This is a genomic window from Brevibacillus sp. AG (assembly GCF_028369215.1).
GTDB lineage: Bacteria > Bacillota > Bacilli > Brevibacillales > Brevibacillaceae > Brevibacillus > Brevibacillus porteri.
This window is the reverse complement of record NZ_JAQMYO010000002.1, coordinates 103,972-121,059: the sequence shown is the minus strand read 5'-3', so window position 1 is coordinate 121,059 and position 17,088 is coordinate 103,972. Positions and strand designations below refer to the sequence as shown.

The 17,088-nt window shown below is 47.4% G+C and carries 2 protein-coding genes (1 of these 2 only partly in view); both read right to left on the bottom strand.

The window, feature by feature from the left end; all coding sequences use genetic code 11:
• On the bottom strand, positions 1-8,869 hold the 5' portion of the coding sequence (locus POF51_RS05710) for an SDR family NAD(P)-dependent oxidoreductase (protein ID WP_069851340.1). 3,062 nt of this gene lie to the left of the window's left edge; 8,869 of the gene's 11,931 nt are visible here — the first part of the coding sequence; the start codon lies at positions 8,867-8,869; its stop codon lies beyond the left edge, outside the window.
• Entirely contained in the window at positions 8,866-17,088 is an 8,223-nt protein-coding gene (locus POF51_RS05705) for an SDR family NAD(P)-dependent oxidoreductase (protein WP_271754354.1), read from the bottom strand. The genes POF51_RS05710 and POF51_RS05705 overlap by 4 nt, the downstream gene beginning before the upstream one ends.

Below are 17,088 nucleotides of genomic sequence, written 5' to 3'. Positions count from 1 at the left end.
CAGAGACCCCCATCAGCCTTTGCTTCATTCGTACAAGATCGCCTTCAATTACCATCAACTGATCTTGTCCCGAAGCTAACCCCCGGTACAAGCAGTTGATACCCGAAGCCGTCTGCATAGCAACCATGCCAAGGTCGTCCCACAATCTCTTTTCTGTCTCTTCGTCTACCTGCATTCCGCCCTCTTTCCACAGAGGCCAATTGATGGAGATCGTCTGACCCTGCCGTTCACCTAACGCGATCTGTTCGTTTCGGTATGCGGAGTAGGTATCCATAAAGGCGTTGGCAGTCGCATAATCTGCTTGTCCCATATTGCCCAAGCTTCCAGCCGCTGAAGAAAAGAGCACAAAGAAATCCAGATTCAGCCCCTTAGTCGCTTCGTCTAAATGAACGAGTCCCGCAACTTTTGGCGCGAGAACTGCTTGTACTTCTTCTTTGGTTTTCTTTAGGATAAAATTGTCGCGAGTCACACCCGCACTGTGAATGATGCCGTGAAGATCGCCAAACTCTGATCGAATGCTTTGGACCAAATCCTCCACTGCCTGTTTCTGCGTGACATCCACTTGGCGATACTCGACTTTTGTCCCGGTGTTCGCAAGCATACGAAGCTTTGCTTGCTTCTCATCAGTCAGCGCAGAGCGTCCCGTCAGAATCAAGGTGATGCCACGGGCTTTCTCCGCCATCTCTTCGGCAAAAATAAGTCCCAAGCCACCTGCTCCGCCCGTAATCAGATAAATTCCGTTGTCTTTCCACGGCATGCTTGCTTCATGCTGTGGAGCTGCCACTTCACTCCATCCCGCCATATATCGTTTGCCTAATTGATAGCGAATCTGGCTATCTGTTGGGCACAAGCTGTTTGCTCTCAGCTTCTCTGCCAATCTCGCTGAATCTTCTGTTGAATCGATTTCGATCAACTGTCCGATTACTTTCGGGTTCTCGATCTGTGCCGTTTTTAATAGGCCAGCAATTCCAGCAAACAGTCGTTGTTCTGATCGGAGAGGAGCAACGATCTGAATCAGCACCTTCCCCTTTGGTTTTGCTTGAAGAAGGGCTTTGATTTCTTCGAAAACCTGAACAGCATACGCTTGGAATCGTTCCGCTATGCCTTGCTGATCGGATTGCAACAAAAGGAATCTCACACCGTTTATCTGAGAGGAAGTGCTTTCCCAAGAAATCTTCTCTGGTTCGCAGAGCATCACTACATGCTGTTCATATTCAGGAGCTTTGGCTTCCATAGGAATGGCTTTTTCGATCCAAGCAGGCTGAAGCATCAGCGTACTCGTGATTTTATCTGACTCCCCTGCACCTTTGCTGCCTTGTACAACTCCGGCAGCTATTTCACCTTCGAGGCTCCTCGTTGTGAACCCCTTCATCCTTACACAAACCTTGCCTTGCGCATCACACAAATCAATGTCGAGCTTCTGCACTTTTTGGGTAGCTGCATTGCCGTCACTGTATCGAACCAACGCCCATACAGCAGCTGTAGAAGCACTGTAAATATTCAATTGCTCCAAGGCAAAAGGCAAGGACGGCTGAAGGTCGGTAGTGCCCATCATGAAACCGAGCGATGCCTGTAATGCGGCGTCCATGATACTCGGATGGAGGACAAATTTTCCTGCTGTATCCGTAACAGAGGAAGGCAAGATCAGCTTCGCCAGCACTTGGTCTGACCCGACAAACAGCTTCTCAATCCCTTGATGTGATGGACCGTATGCCAGTCCTATCCCATGGAACGTTTCGTAGCATTGGCCAAAACTATAACTACTCACTGTGCACTGTGCTTGAATGGCAGAAAGGTCGAGCGTTGGCGCTTCCATAGCTGATCGTAGTACTGCTCTTCCCTGGCTATGTACTACTAGATTCTCCTCGGCTTCCCTTGGCTGGCTGTAGATTTCAAAAGTAATTTCACCATTCTCTTCCGGGTATAGTCCCGTGTGTACTTGGATGGGTACATCTTCCACAATAACTGGTTTCGCCCACACGATATTTTTCAATTGAATCGCCGACTGGTTATCAGATCGGACACCTGCTGCCAAATCCACAGCCACTCGTGCCATCTCCAGATAAGCTACCCCAGGTAAGACCTTTTGCCCCTTCACGACATGATCGTTAAGGAAAAACTCCTGCCCTGTAAAAGTAGAACTATGCCGTTGTTCCGAAAGTGTCGACGTATTTTGATGCAGCATGGGATGTAGGGTAGCCAGCGCTCCTGCGGTAAAACCAGCTGCTTGTGAATCCACCTTTGGCAGCCAATAGCGCTCTCTTGCAAAAGGATAAGCAGGTAAGCTGATTCGACGAGGCTTCGTATCCCCGTAGAGTTTGTTCCAGTCAAAAATCAGTCCCTGTACCCACATCTGCAAAATCTTTGCGTATTTCCCTTTTGCGATCCATGTATCGATTGTCTGTTGTAAATCTTCATCTGCGGCGAAAACATCCATCGTTTCTTTATTCCGCTTTACCTGACCCATGAACAGGTCTTGTATGTCATCCTCCTCTTCCAGATAACCCGTTAGCTTTGCTTCCAGCTCGGAGATCGACTTGACGATCACAGCGAACCGCTCTTCCATCGCCTCACGTCCTACCTGTAGCGTGTAGGCAATGTCTGCTAGATCGTTGTCCGTCAGCACTTGCTCCCGAATAGCAGATAACATCCGCTGCATCTGCTCTAGGAGACGGTCTTTATTCTTGGCTGACAATACGATGACAGCTGGATTTTTTGCCGAGATGCTGAATTGTGGGCGGTGTTCCTCTTCGATGTATTCTTCCATGACGAGATGAGCATTTGCCCCTCCCGCCCCAAAGGAGGATATCCCCGCAATCCTTGCATATTCTCTCGTTACCCCATTGATTTCAATCACCGGTCGCTTCCATTCCGCCAGCTCTTGCTGCACGACAAATGGAGTCTTGCTGAAATCAATATTCGGATTCAGTGTGCGGGAGTGAAGGGACGGAACTAGCCTCTTGTATTTCATTTGCAGCAATATCTTGGTCAACCCTGCTATCCCTGCCGCACTCTCAGCATGCCCGATATTTGACTTGGCCGAACCAATCGCGCAGAACTGATTCTCCTTCGTGTATTCCTGAAAGATCTTCGTCAATCCGGCAATTTCAATCGGGTCCCCCAATGAAGTCCCTGTACCGTGTGCCTCTATGTAGCTGACCGTTCGCGGGTGAATTCCTGCCTCTTCGAAAGCACGGCGAATCACTCTTGATTGAGAATGAGGATTGGGAACCGTATAGCCGTTCGTTTTTCCACCATGATTAATGGCGCTTCCTTTGATCACACCATAGATGTGGTCTCCATCTGCGATTGCTCTCGCCAGAGGCTTGAGCAATACCGCTCCGACTCCTTCGCCAGGTACATATCCGTCTCCGCCTTCCCCAAAGCTTTCGCATCGTCCTTTGCTGGAAGCGAATTTGCCCTGCGACAAATACAAATATTTGTTTGGATGAATAGAAACATTCACACCACCTGCAATCGCAACCTCACATTCACCGCGTTGCAGGCTGTGACACGCTAAATGAATTCCCGTCAACGATGAAGAACACATCGTATCGACCGCCATGCTCGGACCGTGGAAATTGCAAAAATAGGAGACGCGGTTAGCGATGGAAGCTGGACTTCCCGCAATCGTAAGCGCTCTGCCCAACGCCTGTTCAGCGGACGCATAGAGCTGATATTCCTCGTACATAACCCCTACGTAAACCCCTACATTGCCTCCCAAGCCATCGTGCTTGCCAAGAGCATCGCGCGTATACCCTGCATCTTCTATCGTTTCATAGACACACTGTAAAAATAACCGCTCCTGTGGGTCCATCAGCTCTGCTTCCCGCGGGGAAATATGGAAGAACAGCGGATCAAATTGATCGACACCGTCTATAAAGCCGCCCCATTTGGAATACGACTTACCGCCCTTGTTCTTTGCTTCATCAAAGTACAGACTGTGATCCCAACGGTCTTTTGGGATTTCGGTAATACAATCTTTGCCGTCACGCAGATTTTTCCAATAGTCATGTATGTTCCAAGCTTGCGGATAGCGTCCAGAAATACCAATAATGGCAATGTCCAACGCTCCTTTTGCTCGTTGGGTTTCCATGCGCAGGGACGCGAAACGCTGAGACTTGCGTTTTTTGCTCCTGCGCTCTGTCTGTGCTGTCCTCTCATCCACAATCGTTGTTTTTGGCTCTTGCGTGAGGGGAGCTTCCGCATTTTCCCCCATCCCCAGGATGTGCATCAGATTTTCACGGTAGTTTTCAACGAAATAACCTGTTAATTCTTTAATCGTTTGGTATTCAAAAAATAGCGTTTTTGGTAACGAGCCAAATCGCTTTTCCAACTCCTTGGTCATCTGCATGGCCACAATGGAATCGACACCGTATGTTTCCAACGAGGCGTCTGCTTCCATTTTCGTTGCTGGTAATTTGATGACGGAGGAAAGCAGCTTTTTTAAATAATGGGTTGCCTGTTCCATTAGTGAGGAGAAATCCAAGGCATTCTCCTCTTCGAAAGAAACTGAAGCTTTTGACGCTTCTACTCCTGATCCAACAGATTCATTTGCGATCTTGCGCGTAGAAAAGCCCTTCATCCGCAGCTGGATATTTCCGTTCTCGTCACACAAGTCGATATCAAACTTCTCCACTATATCTCCAGCTTTACTGCCCTCACTATAACGAATGAGTGCCCACATGGAAGCGGAGCAAGTACCTACGATCTCCAATTCCTCAAGAGCAAAGGGAAGAATCAGCGAAAAATCACTGGTTGCCATCATCAAGCCAAGCGACGACTGTAGGGCTGCGTCGAGCAAACTCGGATGCAGACCAAATTGTCCTTGGGTCTTCATCACGGACGAAGGCAGAGACAGCTTCGCCAGCACCTGCCCCTGACCGATCAAAATTTGCTCTATCCCACGATGTGCAAGCCCATAGTCGACTCCCATCTTTTTGAAAGCTTCATAGCATTGTTCCGCGCTGAGTGTGCTTAGGTTACACTGTTCCCACAATGCGGTGAGATCGAAAGGTAGAATATCTGGAATGGAGCACAACACGGCACTTCCCTGACTGTGTACAATCTCCGCTCTTTGCTCCTGGTCTTGCCTGCTATCGCTGTAAATTTCAAAAACAATCTCACCATTCGCCTCAGGATAGAGTTCGATATGAGCCTGAACGGGCTCTGACCCGACAACCAAAGGTTGAGTCCAGACCACATTTTTGAAACGAAGTCCTTCCTGTTCTTGCTCCGAACCCAGACCTCCCGTCGCCAATTGTATCGCTGCCCGTGCCATCTCCAGATAAGCCGCACTTGGCAAGACACGTTGACCCTTGATGACATGGTCACTCAGGAAAAACTCCTGTCCCGTAAACGTGGAGCTAAACCGCTGCTCCATGAAGTCTGATGTATTTTTGTGTAACAAAGGATGAATCGAACCTACCCCTGCGCTACTGCTAACAGGCTTGGCTTCGATCCAATAAGCTTCCTTGGCAAAAGGATACGTCGGCAAACTGATACGACTCGGTTGCTCTTCCTGATAAAGCTTGTTCCAATCAATAGGTAAGCCCTTCACCCACAGGTCGAGAAGCTTGCTGTATTTCCCTCGTTCCATCCATCTCGAAATCGTTTCTTCCCATTCATCATCGGACGTTAAAATATCCAGCATTTCCTGATTTCGGTTTACCTGACCCCGATACAAATCAGCAATATGCTCTTGTCCTTCTACATAAGCTGTTAGTTTTTGTTGCAACTCCTTCACAGAGCCAATAAGGACAGCAAGACGCTCTTCCATGGCGACACGTCCTACCTGAAGCGTGTACGCCATGTCGGCTAAGTTCGCATCAGATAAGGAGTGTTCTTGGATAAAGGCTAACAACTGCTGAGCTTTCTCATACAACCTCTCCGCATTCTTTGCTGACAAAACAAGAATAGCCGGGTTCTGAGGTGTGATTTTTATACTGGATGGCTGTTGCTCTTCCGGAATATATTCTTCAATAATCACATGGGCATTGCTTCCCCCCGCACCAAACGAGGAAATCCCTGCAATTCGTGGATATTCATTGGTTGTGCCATTGATCTCAACGATTGGGCGTTTCCATTCCGCCAACTCTTGCTGCACCACAAACGGAGTCTTGGTGAAATCAATATTGGGATTGAGTGTGCTGGAATGTAAGGATGGCACTAATTGCGCGTGCTTCAGCTGCAATAATATTTTCGTTACTCCAGCAATCCCTGCCGCACTTTCACAATGTCCAATATTCGACTTCGCTGATCCCAATGCACAAAACTGTTTGTCCTGGGTGTCTTTTTCAAAGGCGCGAGTAAGTCCAGCAACCTCGATCGGGTCTCCCAGCTCCGTCCCTGTTCCGTGTGCTTCCAGATAACTGACCGTTCTTGCATGTACCTTGGCACGTTGTAAGGCATCTGCCACTAACTGCGCCTGCGCCTGCGGATTTGGGACGGTATAACCATTCGTTTTCCCACCGGCATTCATCATACTTCCTTTGATGACTCCGTAAATATGGTCGCCATCGGCTATCGCCTTATCCAAAGGCTTCAAGACGATTGCGCCCACACCCTCTCCATCCACAAAACCGTCCGCTTGATCGCCGAAGGACTTGCATTGATCCGAAGGAGAGAGCATCGTCAAAGCTGACAATTTCATATAGTGCACGGGATCGACAATGAGATTGACTCCCCCTGCGATTGCACACTCGCTTGTACCGCTGTACAAGCTTTCCAAGGCGAAATGAATCGCTGTAAGAGAAGCGGAGCATGCGGTATCCACCGCCACACTTGGACCTTGAAAGTTTAAGAGATAGGAGAGTCGATTCGCGATCGACCAATAAGTGGCTCCCGTCGGATAATTTCCATTCATCACGCCGACAAAAACGCCTACTTTTCTGCTTTCACACAGAGTGGTAGGCGTATATCCAGCATCCTCGATACTCGCATAGGCTTCTTGTAAAAATAACCGTTCCTGCGGGTCCATCTCTTCGGCATCTTTTGGAGAGATTTGAAAAAATAAGGGATCGAATTTATCCATATCATCGATAAATCCGCCCCATTTTGAATACATAGATTCCTTTTTGCCTTTTTCTTCGTCAAAATAATTCTTCCAATCCCAGCGATCCTTAGGGATTTCAGAAATGCAGTTTTTCCCCTCTTTTAAACGGTTCCAGAATTCATCCACATTTTTCGCCTGCGGATAACGCCCGGAAAGACCGATGATCGCCACATCCCGCACCACAGATGAAGGCGAAATGGATTCCTTGCTTTCTTGTTCTCGAACGGATAAAAAGCGTCTCGTTTTTCTCACAGGAAGATTGGTGTACGCCGTTGAAGCAGCGACGGTCATTTCCTCATTCTCTATCTCGCTCTGGTATGTTTCTTCAATTGCTTCCTGTGCTTCTAAACCTATTACCTTGATCAACACTTCCTTTTGCGTCTCGATGAGATACTCTATCAAGGCATCAATCGTTTGATACTCGAAAAATATCGTACTGCTCATATTCGCAAAATCTTTGCGAAGAGAATTGGTCAATTGCACAACCAGAATCGAATCAATCCCATATTGCTCTAATGGGGCTGATGATTGAATCTGATGGGTCGGAATTCTAAGCGTTTCACCAATCAGCCTTTTCATATAAATCGTACTTTTTTCGCGAAGAACTTCCTCAGTGACTCTGCCTGATTTTTTCGCTGGTGTTGTGCGTACAGGCACTTGTTTTTTGAGTGGTTTCGCCTTCAAGTTTGTGGCTTGCTTTTTTATAGGCGAATACGCAACTGTTACCGCCGACTGCCTCGGCTGACTGCTACGGCGTATAACCCCATCGCTTTCTGCAACAATAATCTGCTGGCATAAATCCAAATGCTCTTCCGCTGGCAAGAAAACTGATCGGTATCCTGCTTTCTTCAACATCTTTTGCCATGTTTCAACCGTTAACAAAGGGCATCCAGGAATACGCCATTCTGGATCATCATAGCGCCACCAACCATCCAGCAAGCCAAACGTCAAGTGAGCAAACAAGGTATTGCTCGTCAACTCATTCAGAATCAGTAAGCCATTTTTCTGTAAAGCTATTTTGGCATGGAGCAAGGTTTGGCTAATATTTTTCGTCGCATGCAGCACGTTTGTGGCAATCACCAGTTCATAGGTGTCCGCAGCGATCCCCTGATCCTCAACAGGCTTTTCCACGTTAAATATCCGATACGTAAGATATGGATTTTCGGCTCCGTACTCTTTTTCGGCGTGAAGTAAAAAGGCTTGCGAAACATCGGTATAACAATATTCCTCGATATGCTTCTGAAAGGGTTTTAGCCTTGGCAGTACGATCGCACTGGTTCCACCTGTACCTGCCCCGATTTCCAAAATTCGAATCCGTGCAGAAGCATCTTGCTCCGTACGCTGCTTCACATAAGTAACAATTGTATTGGCTAGCACTTCGTTAAAGTAATCTGCAACCACGTTATGTTTATAAATCCCTTCCACCAATTCCATCGAGGAATTAGGAAACATGATCTCTGTAGCTGGAATCTTTCCTAGTAAGATCTCTGGCAATACTCGCATTGTTGCCTCTACCAGAATCACCTGAGCTTTACTATTCGGGTCGTTGAGCCATGCTGTTTTTTCTTCCTCCCATTTTTTCCATGCTGTATCGAGATCAATAGGGGTGATATCGTTTGCGATGAGTGACTCTCCGTCGTACGCAAGATAATGGTTTTGCACGAGAACGGCTATGCTTTCTTCCAGCCATTTGCCGTACCTGTCATGCAATTTGGCTTTGAGTTCTGCTATTGTCTGTTTTTTTACCGTGAACAGCCCGATTGACAGTAATTGACCATAGAGTAGTTCACTGAGAAGCTTATCCATTGTGTTCATTTATAAGCCTCCATTTCAGATTGTCTGCGTTGAGACGAAAACTCTAGTTTGGGCATTTCATTCTTTACACTTTCGATGTGTGATACCAGTTTTTCTGGATAGATGTGAATCGATTTATCCGAATTTATCGTAAGCATGGCCTGTGCTTTCGTTGTTTTCACCAACGCGACTTGATTCATCGGTCCAGCAAGCAGGTTTTCCAAGGCCATCATCGCTTCACTAGGTTCAATGGAGCCTAATCCTGCCTGTGCCATCCTCTCCTGGTAATCCTTGGTGGCAACAATGCCTACGTTCGCCCAGTATCCCCAATTCATCACCTTCACTGCACTGAGGCTATGCAACGTAAGCTGGTGCGCGAATATATCTTTAAACGTACAACCTGACGCATAATTGCTTTGTCCAGGCGACTTGGTAAATGAGTTGATCGATGAGAAGAACATGACAAAATCCAACGGCTCCCGATCAAATACTTGCGCAATCCGCACGCTTACATCTACCTTTGCCGAAAGTCCGGCACGGAAGCGCTCTTCGTCCATATTCGCGAGGCTTTTATCTAGCAGGACAATCGCGGAATGAATGACTCCGTTCACTTGCTTGTATCGCTTTTTGATCTCTTCATAGGCAAAATACAAGGACTTGCGATTCGTCGCATCCGCCGCCATATAGACAGGAGCAGGTCCGAGCTTCGCAAGTCGATCCACTTTGGCTTGGATTTCTGCATTCTTTTCTCGGCGTCCAATCCAGATGATTTGCGCTTGATACGTGCTGATCATGTATTCGCTCCAGACTTCGCCAATACCGCCAGCACCTCCAATCACAACATAGACTCCCCCCTGCCTGTAGGAAGCCTGTTCCCATCGCGGTTGACGTAATGGAATCAATTCCTGACGATACCATTTCCCTCCGCGATAAACCGTTGCATTTCCCTCGGCATCTGGCGGAAGGGTGAAAACCTCTTCCATTGGCCAAGCACGACCAGCTTCCAGATCAACAAGTCGGATACGCCAGTTTGTGTATTCTTTTGCCATCGAACCGACTAATCCGTAAAGACTGGCATGAATAGGGTTGACCACATCGTTTTGATGAATGGGTTGGGTCTGGAAGGTTACGAGACTCCATCCTAGCTCCCTTGTATCGTAGCCCAGCTTGAGCAGCGCTTTTAGCAAGCGAAACACATGAAATACACCGCGCTCCTGCTCGATGATGAGTGCCTCTTCTGCCAGATATTCTAAATCAATCCATGGCGCAATCCAGATGATATGATCAATCGAACCAACTTGCTCCAGCTTCACCGCTATTTCATCTATACTCTCTGCGGGTGTAATCTCCATAACAGCTGCCTGAGGATAGCGTTGTTGAACAAGGCTTCGGTTCCCATCATCTGCACAAACAATCAGAATACGATCACTTGCAAGTGGCGTTTCCGAACCACGGTCCATCACAACCTCTTCCCATACAGGGCTGAGCAGCATCGTTCCAATCAGCGATTCGCTAGAGGTCTCAACTGGCGTTTTTGTTGCTGTCCGATCTGTTTGGATCTCTCTTTCCAGTATCCGAGATGTGAATCCCTTCATTCGTACACAAACCGTTCCTGTGTCGTCACATAGATCCATATCGTATTTTTCTACCTTATCCCCCGCTTGGCTTCCGTCGCTGTATCGCACGTATGCCCACATCTCAGGGGTACACGGGCTGATGATTTCAATCTCCTCCAGGGCAAAAGGCATCACTGGCTTGCGTTTTGCCATACTATCCGACGACATCACGTGACGGGAAGAGAGTGTTAACTCCACAGAGGCCTGCAAAGCTGAATCCATCAAGCTAGGATGCAAGACAAACTGATCCTCTGAGCCGGTGACCGATAATGGTAAAACCAGCTTTGCCAAGACTTGTCCTGGCCCGACATATACCTTGTCTATTCCTTTATGTCCGAATCCATAATCAATCTGAATCGCTCTAAAGAACTTATAGAATTCCTCGGATGAAATCACATGCTCGCTGCACTGCGCTTGCAAAACGGGCAAATCAAGCATTTGCAACTCCGAAAGCGGACTAAGCACAGCATTTCCTTGACTGTGTACCACGATCTCAGCATCACTGCCCTCTGCCTCGCTATAGATTTGGTAGGACACCTCACCATCTTCTTCGAGAACGAGACCCGTATGTACCTGAACAGGCTGATCGCCTACAACGATCGGACGAGCCCATACGACATTTTGTAGTTTCATCGCCGTATCCCCGTGGACTCTCACTCCTACAGCGTGCTCCATCGCGGTTCTTGCCATCTCCAGATAGGCAACTCCCGGTAACACCCGCTGCCCTTTGACTACGTGATCCGCCAAGAAAAACTCTTCTCCCGTGAAGATGGAGCTAAACCGTTGCTCGGAGAAAGTAGAAGTGTTCTGATGCAGCATGGGATGGATCACGGACGCTGTGGCGTTTTTTGCTGCTACCCTTGCATTTGCTTTTGTTTCACTCTCAAGTACCCAATGGCGTTCCTTGGCAAAAGGATACGTGGGAAGAGAAATACGAGAATACGAATCGTCCGCAAACAGCTTGTCATAGTCCAATCCATATCCCTGCACAAACAATTCTGCGATCACAGACAACTGTTCCAAATATTCGCTCGCCTGACTCGTCCCATGCAAATTCTCGATGCTTTGATTACCGTAACGTTTCAATGCGGTTTGTTCACGATGATCTTTTTCATTTAACTCGGAAACAAAAGCCTGAGATACTTTTCCTGTTTCCAGCCACTTTTTCAAAAGCTGGACAAGCTCAGCTGTATGCTGAACCATGCAAGAGAAGCGGTGATGGAAATGCTTTCTGCCTACTAACAGCGTATAGCTGATATTTCCACAATCCGTCTCCGGTGCTTTTTCACAAAACGAAAGCAATTGGGCAACCTGCTGGCGTAGCTGTTCAAAAGTGCGAGCCGACAACACAATCAAATAGCCCGGCTTTTTCGCATGATTCCGCTCTACCTGAGGCGCCTCTTCGATGACCATATGCGCATTTGTACCGCTGGCTCCAAAGGAACTGATCGCCGCACAACGTTTGGCTTGCGGCTCCACTGACCATTCCTTCAGGCTTGTATTGACATAAAACGGGCTGTCTGCAAACGTAATGTTTTCGTTCCCTGCTTCAAAATGCAGCGATGGCGCTATTTGTTTGTGCTTCAATGACAAAAGGATTTTGATGACCCCTGCAACGCCTGCTGCGATCTGGGTATGACCAATATTCGTCTTGATCGATCCAATCGCACAAAATTCTTTTTTATCCGTATATGTCCGAAAAGCGCGAGTTAGCGCTTGAAACTCAATCGGATCTCCCAGCTTGGTTCCCGTTCCATGAGCCTCGACCATCGTAATTTGCTCAGGATTGATGTCGAATGTATTGTAGACATTGCGTTCCAATCGCTCCTGAGATTTCGCACTCGGCGCAGTAATCCCATTCGTCGTCCCATCCTGATTGATTCCCGAGCCTCGAATGACACCGTAAATATGGTCACCGCAAGCGATCGCTTCCGAGAGACGTTTCAGTACAACGACACCAGCGCCTTCTCCCGTCGCAAAGCCATCGGCCCGCTCATCAAATGTATGGCAGCGTCCTGTCGGTGACAGCATACCTGCTCGCTTGGCAGACAAATAGAATCCCGGCGTAGATTGAATGAAGACACCACCTGCCAATGCCATGTCGACCTCACCTGTACGCAAGGCTTGGCATGCCATATGAATCGCCACCAAGGAACTGGAGCAAGCCGTATCAATCGTGACGGCAGGTCCCTGCAAGTCCAGATGATAAGCAACCCGAGCAGGCACAATGGACTCCATATTTCCCCAGAAGGCTTGGGCAGGAGGATTCTCTCCCACGAGACGATCGTAATCACCTTTGGCACATCCTGCGTAGACGCCGCATTGGATTCCATGCACGCCTTGACCTGCATAGCCAGCATCCTCCAACGCTTTCCAGGATTCCTCTAAAAAGAAGCGTTGCTGCGGGTCCATATAGTCAGCTTCCAGACCGGAGATGTTGAAAAAAAGCGGATCAAACAAGTCAATATTTTCTACAAGCCCGCCGTATTGATAGCCTTCTGCCTCGTCCAGTCCGTACGCTGATAAATCCCAACGAGTCACTTTCGTAAGCAAATCCGAACCGTTCACCAAGTGATCCCATAAGTCGTCAGTGTTGTCAGATGAGGCAAACGTACCGCTCATTCCAATAATCGCAATGGGTTCAGCGAGGAACGCAGCTTTTTCTGATGCGCGCCCTTTTTCCGCTGAAAGCATAGGAGCTGCTTGAATGAATGGCTCAGTCTGAATAGCAGAGACGGAATCTTCCCTCTGCTCGGATAGACTGACTTTCTGTCCTAACGCATGAGAAATGACCTCTTTGTACTCAGACAAAATATAGCTGGCAAGTTGATTGACTGTACTGTAATCAAAAAGAATGGTCGTCTCTATTTCAATGATCATCGCTTGATTGATCTCTTGAACCAAACGAACCCCGAGAATGGAATCCAATCCATAATCTCTAAAAGGTTCGTCCACATCGATCGAATCGACATCGACTTCCAATGCGGTGACCAGCTTTTCAATAATCATATCCTTCACATAATCCGTCACCGTCTGCTCGGTCACCCCAGACTGGCTTGGAATGTTTTGGGGTGCTGGCTGCGAAGAGACTCTCCCTTCTGCTTTTGACTGATGGACAGTCTCTCGCGCGATAGGTGAAGCAGTCGTACCGACACAAACATCAGGGTGGAGGACGCCATCGCTTTTTCCAAGGACAATCTGTTGTCCCAGATCATGAGCTTCCTGAGCTGGAAAAGAGATCGCGTGAAATCCTTCCTTTTCCAGTACTGTTTCCCAATCTGCCGGAGTTAAGGCAGGAGAACCAGGAATACGTACATCCGTATCTTCAGACAGCCACCATCCCTCCAAAAGACCAAAGGTCAGATGAAGGAACAAGGAATTACTGCTAATCTCATTTAAAAGAACCAAACCGTTTTCTCGTAAAACAGCTTTGGTATGGCGCAAGGTTTTACGAATATCTTTGGTGGCGTGCAACACATTAGCTGCAATCACCAGATCGTAATAGCCCTCTCGAACGCCTTGCTCAGCAAAAGGCGCTTCCACATTAAAAATTTGATAGGTCAGATACGGAACGTGCGGTCCATATTCCTTTTGTGCGAACATCAAAAATGCTTTGGAGATGTCGGTATAGCAATATTCTTCCATAAACTGCTGATAAGGCTTCAGCTTTTCAAATACAAACGTGCTCGTTCCGCCTGTCCCCGCACCAATCTCTATGATGCGAATTTTTGCAGACTGATCTTGTTTCAACCGTTCTTCCACATAGGTGGCAACTGTTTCCGCTAGCACTTCATTGTAGTGATCTGCCACCGGGTTATTTTTATAAATATGTTGTACCAATTCCATAGAAGAGCCTGGAAACATGACATCCGTAGCAAGTCGCTTGCCTGTTACAATGTGCGGCAGAGATTTCATCGTTGCTTCCAGCAATCTGATCCGCACTTCTAAATTGGCATCCTTACGCCATGCTACCTTACGTCGATCCCATTCTGCCCATACAGCATCTACCTCGATCAAAGTCGGATCAACCACCAGGCATTGCTCTCCATCAAAGCCATCGAGATAGCCATGACGAGCTAACATCGCTATACTTTCTTCCAGCCATTTTTCATAACGGTGCTGGAAGCCTGTTTTTGCCTTGAGGTCGGCTACATTCACACTCTTGTCCGTAAACCAACCGATGGACTGCATTTGCCCCCATAACAGTTTGCAGAGAAGCTCGTCCATCTCCTTCCACAATTCGGGGTGGGTATTGGGCAAGCGATCCTGTCTCTTTGTTTTGGGCAGCCAATAGCGTTCCCCTCTAAATGGATAGGCTGGCAAAGGCACCCGGGTATATTTGCCGTTTTTATATAAGGAGCTCCAATCCAGCTTGTACCCTTTTACAAATAAATCAGCAAGCGTGGACAGCTTCTCTTTCCTTGCTTGGGTGGTTAGCGAACTGTTCTCTACTACTTCTGTAATTAATTTTTCTCCGAACTCTTTCAAGCTCTTTTCTAGCTGCACGAAATCCGATTCATTATGGACAAAATAATCAGCAGTTGTTCCCGTTTCTTTTACTTCCGCGATTTTTTGCCGTAATTCTTCTACGTCCTTGGCAATAAACATGCAACGGTGCGAAAAATGACTTCTCCCAGTGAACAAGGTATAGGAAATATCTTGTTCGTGAAAACGTCCCGCTTCTTTTGCTAACCAATGGGACATTTCATCCACTTTTCCCGTGAGAGCTGACTCGCTCTTGGCTGAAAACGGAAACAAGTAATAAGCTCCTGCTTGCTGCTTGCTTGATTGCAGTTGTACCGTCGGCGCTTCTTCCAGAATCAGATGACAATTGGTTCCGTTCGATCCTAAAGCGCTCACTCCTGCTCTTCGCGGAGTCGCGTCACTGGTATTCCATTCGATGAGCTCGGTATTGATGAAAAAGGGACTTCCCGTCAATTTGATATGCTTATTGACTTCCTTGATACTGATCGTCGGAGCGATCTTCTTATATTTCATCGCCATGACCACTTTAAACAGACTCGCCAGTCCCGATGTCATCGTGGCATGACCGATGTTGGGCTTATGTGAGCCAATCGCGCAAAATTGTGTTTTATCGGTAAACGAACGAAATGCTTCCATCAATGCTTTCACTTCAATAGGATCACCCAGTTGCGTTCCTGTCCCATGCGTTTCGATATAACTGATCGTCTCCGGATCAACCCCTGCATTTTCATAGGCATCCACAATCAATTCTTTTTGGGCAAGCATGCTCGGTGCTGTAATACCGTTTGATTTTCCTGTCTGATTCACGGTCGAGCCCTTGATGATCGCATAAATATGGTCGCCATCTTCCATTGCTTTCGCAACTGGCTTCAGTACGACTGCTCCCACTCCTTCTCCAAACACCATTCCATTCGCATGATTGTCAAAGGTGTTGCATGTTCCATCAGGTGAGACCACGCCCATTTTGGAGGACATCACAAAAAAGTCAGGGGAGCTGTGAATCGCCACTCCGCCTGCAAGAGCCATTTCGGTTTCTCCCCTGCGCAGACTGTCGCTGGCTAAATGAATGGCTACCAAAGCAGAGGAGCAAGCTGTATCAACAGCAAGACTTGGTCCCTTGAGATTTAAAAAGTAGGAGAGTCTTGCCCCTAACATCGACATTTCATTGCCTAGCATCGTTTGGGAAGAGACACCTTCGGCCAACACAGATTTCTCTTTGTAGTCTGAATGGCGTCCCCCGACAAACACACCTACTTTTCTCCCGGATAACTGTTCAAACGAGTATCCGCTATCTTCAAAGGCTTTATAGGATTCTTGTAGGAACAACCGTTGTTGAGGGTCCATACTTTTTGCTTCGTCAGACGAAATATTGAAAAAGGATGCATCAAATTGATCAATGTCCTTGAGAAGCCCGCCGTAATATTGATCTGCTTCCCAACCACTGCGTGATATTTCCTCGATACAACTGTCGCCAGACGCAAGATGCTTCCAAAGCTCTTCCACCGAATCTGATCCAGCAAATCTGCCTGCTATTCCGATGATCGCGATATCGGAGTGGCGAATTTCATTTGCAACAGTAGGCAGGATTTGGCTGTCGTCTGCTGCCATCTCTGACGCAAATTGCAGAGAGATATACTCAGCCAGCTCACCCACCTCTGTATAATCAAAAATAACTTCTACGCCAAGATGAAGCCCCAAGTCAGCATTGATTGCTTCTATTAATTCGACCGCCAACACAGAATGAATGCCCAGCTCTATGAAACTTTTATCGAAATTAAGAGTTTCCACAGGTGTATCCAATAGTTGAGCTATGATTTTACCTATCTTGCTCGCAATCGTTGTTGAGCCATGATCAGCCTGGATACGATCTGTTGCTTGAGCGATTTCCTGATATTTTTCGAAAATGTGTGTGGCTAGTTGCTTGATATTCTCATGATCAAAAACGACCTCAATCCCCAAGTCTATGCCTAGCTTCCTATTCATCATCTCTACCATTTCTACAGACAACACCGAGCTGATACCTAATTCCACAAAGCTTTTATCGAAATCCAAGGGATTCGTCGTATCTTTTAATAAGTCGGTCATTACTTCTTTCACTATGGTTTCCACATCATGAAATGAATGAAAAAGTACCTTCAT